Below are 5754 nucleotides of genomic sequence, written 5' to 3'. Positions count from 1 at the left end.
GGTCGCAATTTACAAGCACAGCCTTCCGAACCGCATTGGCTGCAAAGGGCGCAATCCAAAGTATGAGCAGTGTTGGTCGATGCTATGATAACGCCCGGATGGAGAGCTTTTTCGCAACGCTCAAGAAAGAAAAACTTTATCGTATTGATACGATGAAGATGACCCAGGAGATGGTCAAGACGATTATCTTTAGATATATCCAATACTATAATCATCGTCGGATTTACAGCACCAACGATGGTCTCCCGCCGCTCTCTAAGCGGGCACTTTACCACTGTACTGTTGCTGCATAATTCTCCTTGCCGATGGGACTAAACTTTTATTGACAATTCCAGTTGGAGGAACTGCAAACGGAACTGCTGAAGCTTGCCACCTCCAATGCCGATTATGATAAAGTCGGCGATGAGATACACCGACTGCGTGACCAGAAACAAAAGATGCAGCTTGAAAGTGCTAACCGTGATGAACTCAAAAAGCGCATGGCTGATATGAGCACATTCCTAAAAAAGCAATCCACCGCCCTCGCTGAATACGACGAGCAGCTTATCCGCCGGCTGATCGAAAAAGTCAGCATCTATGAGGATAAATTTATTGTGGAATTCAAGTCCGGCGTGACGGTGGATGTAAATGAATAAGCTAAAAATAAACAAGGCACCCTACGGATAACAACGTAGTGTGCTTTTTTTCTTAACAATCCAATGAAGCAAAACCGAACGAGTAATGATGCATTATATTTCGTCGTTGTAGTATTTTTTTAAGAAATCTAATCACAAATACGAGTTTTGTTCCAATTATTCCATTGATTCGTACATTGATTCGTACAGTGATTCAAACTCCTCTTGATGCCGGATAAAAACATCAACAAGCACAGGATCGAAGTGGCTTCCTTTACTTGAAGCGATAATCTCCATGCTCTTTTCGTGTGAAAAAGCATCTTTATAAACTCGCACGGAGCGTAACGCATCATAAACATCGGAAAGAGCCATAATTCGAGCGGATAAGGGTATTTCAGCTCCCTTTAGCCCGTTATTATACCCGCTGCCATTCCATTTTTCGTGATGGTGCAACGCAATATCCATACCCATTGTTAGAAATTCGTTTTTATCGTATTGCTGTCCCACTTTAGATAGTGTGTCATAACCAATCTGAACATGGGTCCTCATAATGGCAAACTCTTCGTTGGTGAGTTTGCCGGGCTTCAGCAAAATGCTGTCTGGAATGCCTACCTTGCCGATATCATGAAGTGGACTGGCTTTATATATGGTTTCTAAAAAAGTGTCGGTAATAATATCTGCGTATTCCGGGACAGTGCGTGCTTTTTGAGCAAGCAGTCGGCAGAAGCTGGCTGTCCGTTCAATATGCGCACCGGTATCGTCATCCCTTGATTCTGACAGCTTAATTAACGCATAAATGGTTGCCATCTGGGAAGATGATATTTCTTGAACTTTCTCTTCCACTAGCAGTTCAAGATGTTGGCTGTATTTCGCAAGCTCGTCTTCAGCCCTTTTCATTTCGGTAACATCTTGAATAGTCCCGTAAAAATGGGTAAGAGCATTTTTAGCATCAAACTTGGAATAAAATCTTAAATGTACCCATTTTATCTTTCCGCTTTTCATTAGCAAACGATACCTGGTTACCCAAGGCTTTTGCGCAACAAACATCTCCTGGAACATTGCATTCACTTGCGCAAGATCGTCCGGATGGACAAATGAAAAAAATAAATCCGAAGTCGCAGGAGTGGAACTGTCAATTTCAAGAATAGCATACATCGACTTTGACCAAGTCATGCTACCCGAAGTAGGATTTATATCCCAACGACCCAACAATGCAATTTCCTGCGCTTCAGCAAGCACTTCGCGGCTGTGCGCTAATTCTTTGTTGATCTGCTCAAGGCGCTTTGCTATTGAGGAATGATCCAGAATTAATTTCGTCAGAAGTTCCGTTTGATTATGGTAGTCAATCTCCTTTGCGAAGCTTTCTAACGCATAGGCTTTGAGGTCGGCATTTAAACACAAGCTATTTGATAATATGTCCTGAAGCATTAAATATCGATTGTTCATATGACTTCTCCCGACAACAGACAATCGATACCGACGTTTTCGATTGAGCGTAAGTGCCGAATAATTGTTTTTACATCCTCTTTTGTTGAGATAACTCTGCCATGCTGAGGGGCTATTCTATCAACATCCAGTTTTTCGATAGTATTTAGGGTGTTTGACAGCGCGCGGTTTGATGTCATGATACTTTTATGGAACTTCACAATTCCGTTGACAGAGCATTCCGTTGAATTCGAGGAACACTTTTTCAGATTCAGACATTCCCTGCAAGCCTCGTCCAGTTCAAGCATCAATGTCCATTGGGTATCAAAGCTGCCAAATAAATCACTTGAGAACAGTGTTTTTGTTTGCGTATCATATGTAACAAAGCTACCCGGGTGATGGCAATAGGGGGTTGCATAAAATTCCAGCCGCCTGCCTGTAGAGAATTCATAATGATTGCCCAATTCGCGAAAATCGAGTTTCTCGGTTTTAGCTGAATAATAATGAATGAAGACGTTGTTCTCTGAATGGGAGATGATTCTTAGCGCATCATTATTTATGATTGCCTCTAGCTGAGGTAAGCTCCCACAAAGATCTGGGTCATAGTGTTGGTAAATCAATCTCGTAATCTGGGAAGGTTCTATTCCCGTTCTTAAAATTTTCAGCATGACAGTGCTGAAATCATCACGGTTCCCACCGTCAATTAAAGCAGCTTCATCTCCCTCAATAATTAGATAGGGATTGCAGTGAAGACCTCTGTTTTCATCAGAGTAACCGACCCAGTAAACACCCTCGGCAATATCTACCGGTTCTTTTTCTAAAGATTCCATTTTAATTTTCACGGTTTATTCCTCCTTGTTGGCAATATAACTTTATCATATCTTCTATAACTAAAGCATCCAACCTGACCACACAACCTCAACTTTTTCAAAAAACATCTAAATTGACCACTTGCAGACACATGTTATCTAAACTAACCACTCGCTAAGCACCGACATCTAAATCGCTCTGTCACGTTCAAAATCACGCCTTTGGACTTGTTTCCGCGAAGCGATATTTTCACAATTCAGCGATCGAATATTTTCTCTCAATCCTCGAAAAGCCCTTATTTACTGGGCTTTTTACACACTCATTTCTTTACCCTTGACATCAATACTACCGTCTCAACATGGGCCGAGTTGGCCTAAATGATGTCTACCGCCGAAACTTCGAACCATACGTTAGTGGAAACAGGTCAACCGTTTTTTATCGTTTTCGAGGTATGTGGGAACATATCAACAGTGTTATGGTTTTAGAGAACATATCAATGGCTATTACTTAGTTCCATACCTACCCTATATATACTTATCAGTAGTAAACAAGTCTATTCGTAAATCCCATATGTCTTATTAACATTTTGAATAAAAATAATGCCGTTACCTGCCTTATCAATATCCAGCCTTTCACGTATTGATGATACAACTGCTTCAGTTATATCTTCTTTAGTAAGTATCATAACTATTTCCTTTTCAGGTTCTATATCCATGTTAAACAATTTGCTCGTTTCATGTACGCCTGATCCTCTTGCATTGATTATTGTTCCACCCTTTGACCCTGCAGCCTTTGCTGCTTCAATTACTTCTTCAGCCTTTCCTCTATTAACGATTGTAATAATAAATTGATACATAGGTTCATTTACACCTCTTTCTTCTTTTTGTTCACAAATACAACACCTTGATCCAACAATTTCACATGTACTGGTAGTAAAAACAATTCCATGGTTTGGTTTTTCAAACTGAAAATCTTTGTTTAGTTCAACTAAAGCACGATCTGCAGTATGTTTATCTGTTCCCATTAAAACTATTTCCTTCTTTTCATCATATAAGGAAAAGAACTTTAATAGTGAATTATTAACAGTTCCTCTTCCCAGGAAAACTGTTCCCCCAGAAATTCCATATTCCTTCGCCTTATGCAAAACCCTGCTACCCGATCCATAGTTTACAATTACATAAATCAATTCAAAAATAGGTATATTATCATAATTAATCATCCTTCTTTTCAACTCCTTTAGTTTTTGACTTTAAAGCAAATACCAAACCTAAAGCTTCTAAGGTTATAATTGGTGTCATGGCAACCATCGCTATCATACCAAAACCATCAACCATCAAATCTGCCCCTTCAAAAGCATTTGCAGCCCCTTGAATAAAGGCTAAAATAAAAGTTGCTGTCATAGGTCCTGTTGCTACACCACCCGCATCAAAAGCTATCCCTACAAAAAGTTTAGGTGTAAAAAACATCAGCAATATACAGACAATATATCCGGGCAATAAGTAATGCCACAACTGTATATCTAACACCAAAACTCGAATGACCGATAGCGCTACTGCTAAACCAACTCCAATTGCCAATGGAACCAGTACTACTTTTCTCTTTACATAGCCACTCGTTATATCTTCAATCTGATGTGTCAAAACGTAAACAGCTGGTTCTGCTAAGATAGTTACCACTCCCAATATAAAACCAATAATAATAATGTAAGCCTTATTATCCAATAAAACTAAATTATTACCTATACTCGTTCCTACATCCATAAAACCAGCATTGACTCCTAAGAAAAATATGAACAGTCCTACAAACGAAAACCCAAAACCTGTTAGTAGTTTACGCAAGTCTCTTTTCGATAATTTAAAAGTAACTTTTTGCAGAACCAACAGTATTACTAACAAAGGTAGGATAGCCATAAAACTATCTTTCAAATTATCTAGAATTATTCTAACAAATGAACTGATTATAGAATCCGAGTCAGAAATACTCGAATCAAGTGTAGCAGAAAACTCATATGTTTTCGTAAATATATCTAAAATCATAACTGATATAATAGCACCTGTTGATGCAATAGCAACCAATCCAAAGCTATCCTTTTCAGATGCCTTACTATCTTTTTTCAGCTTTGAAATACCAACAGAAAGAGATAGAATAAATGGCACTGCCAGTATTCCTGTTGTTGAGCCTGAAGCATCAAAGGAAATTGCTAAAAATTCTCTAGAAGTGAATATTGATAACCCGAATATAATTAGGTATAAAATGATTAGTATTTTATATAAAGGAACATTATATAAAACCCTTAAAAATCCTAGTGCCAGTAATATTGCTAAACCAATAGACACAATAACAAGTATGCTTATGCTTGGTATTTGTCCTGAAGTAACTAAATCAACTTGATTCGCAAGAACCATTAGACCTGGCTCTGCGATAGATATAAAGAAACCAAGTATGAGTCCGCCTATCAGCACTATCCACAACTTATTTGATTTCGCAAGTGATGATCCTGTTAGATTTCCAAGTGGAGTAATCCCAATATCAATTCCTAGTAAAAAAATAGTCAAACCCAATACCACAAATATAGAACCAATTAAAAATCTAATAATTAAAGGGGTTTCCATCGGTGATATAGTAAAATTAAGTATTAATACCATCACTGTAATCGGGAGGACCGAGAACAGTACTTCTTTAAATTTTGAAACAATCACATTCAAAGCAGTCATCCTTTCTCATTTTTAATTATGCTTTCTATGATGTAAGCAACACCTCACTCATAAATTTTCTTAGTTTCTATTCCTATATAGATTATTGTTTACCGATCTGATATTGTCAATAATAGTTGACAGATTTCCCTCAAGGATTCAGCGACCTTATGCAACATCCTGTAAGGACTGGTAATATTGCTGCCTCTTTA

6 protein-coding genes are annotated in these 5754 nt (G+C 38.3%); 2 read left to right on the top strand and 4 right to left on the bottom strand.

From position 1 onward, the window contains the following. Window positions 1-293 (top strand): integrase core domain-containing protein (locus BLW33_RS13710; RefSeq protein WP_143032664.1); only part of this gene is annotated, 293 nt, incomplete at its 5' end. Window positions 294-335: 42 nt separating this feature from the next. After that, on the top strand, window positions 336-635 hold the full coding sequence (locus tag BLW33_RS13705; protein ID WP_242911694.1) for a site-specific recombinase: 300 nt from the start codon (window positions 336-338) through the stop codon (window positions 633-635). Window positions 636-791: 156 nt separating this feature from the next. Here BLW33_RS13705 and BLW33_RS13700 read toward each other — a convergent pair whose 3' ends face one another. From BLW33_RS13700 to BLW33_RS13685, 4 genes are all read right to left on the bottom strand, one after another. After that, complete coding sequence (locus BLW33_RS13700) at window positions 792-2060, bottom strand: HD domain-containing phosphohydrolase (RefSeq protein ID WP_090309974.1); 1269 nt, start codon at window positions 2058-2060, stop codon at window positions 792-794. Then, a complete protein-coding gene (locus tag BLW33_RS13695; RefSeq protein WP_242911693.1) occupies window positions 2057-2881 on the bottom strand; it encodes an oxygen-binding di-iron domain-containing protein in 825 nt (274 codons plus the stop codon). The genes BLW33_RS13700 and BLW33_RS13695 overlap by 4 nt, the downstream gene beginning before the upstream one ends. A 521-nt stretch (window positions 2882-3402) precedes the next feature. Then, the gene (locus BLW33_RS13690; protein ID WP_090309971.1) at window positions 3403-4068 is read right to left on the bottom strand and encodes a P-II family nitrogen regulator; all 666 of its coding nucleotides are present in this window, start codon (window positions 4066-4068) and stop codon (window positions 3403-3405) included. Further along, window positions 4061-5554 (bottom strand): DUF1538 domain-containing protein, encoded by a 1494-nt coding sequence (locus BLW33_RS13685; RefSeq protein ID WP_090309977.1) that lies wholly within the window; start codon window positions 5552-5554, stop codon window positions 4061-4063. The genes BLW33_RS13690 and BLW33_RS13685 overlap by 8 nt, the downstream gene beginning before the upstream one ends. Between the last annotated feature and the right edge of the window lie 200 nt (window positions 5555-5754).

This window comes from Eubacterium aggregans (genome assembly GCF_900107815.1).
Taxonomy (GTDB): Bacteria; Bacillota; Clostridia; order Eubacteriales; family Eubacteriaceae; genus Eubacterium_O; species Eubacterium_O aggregans.
This window is presented reverse-complemented; position numbering and strand designations above follow the sequence as displayed.

Excerpts from the sequence above, each read along its gene's own strand:
- BLW33_RS13700 (WP_090309974.1), bottom strand. The coding sequence starts at position 2,060 with ATGAACAATCGATATTTAATGCTTCAGGACATATTATCAAATAGCTTG.
- BLW33_RS13690 (WP_090309971.1), bottom strand. The coding sequence starts at position 4,068 with ATGATTAATTATGATAATATACCTATTTTTGAATTGATTTATGTAATT.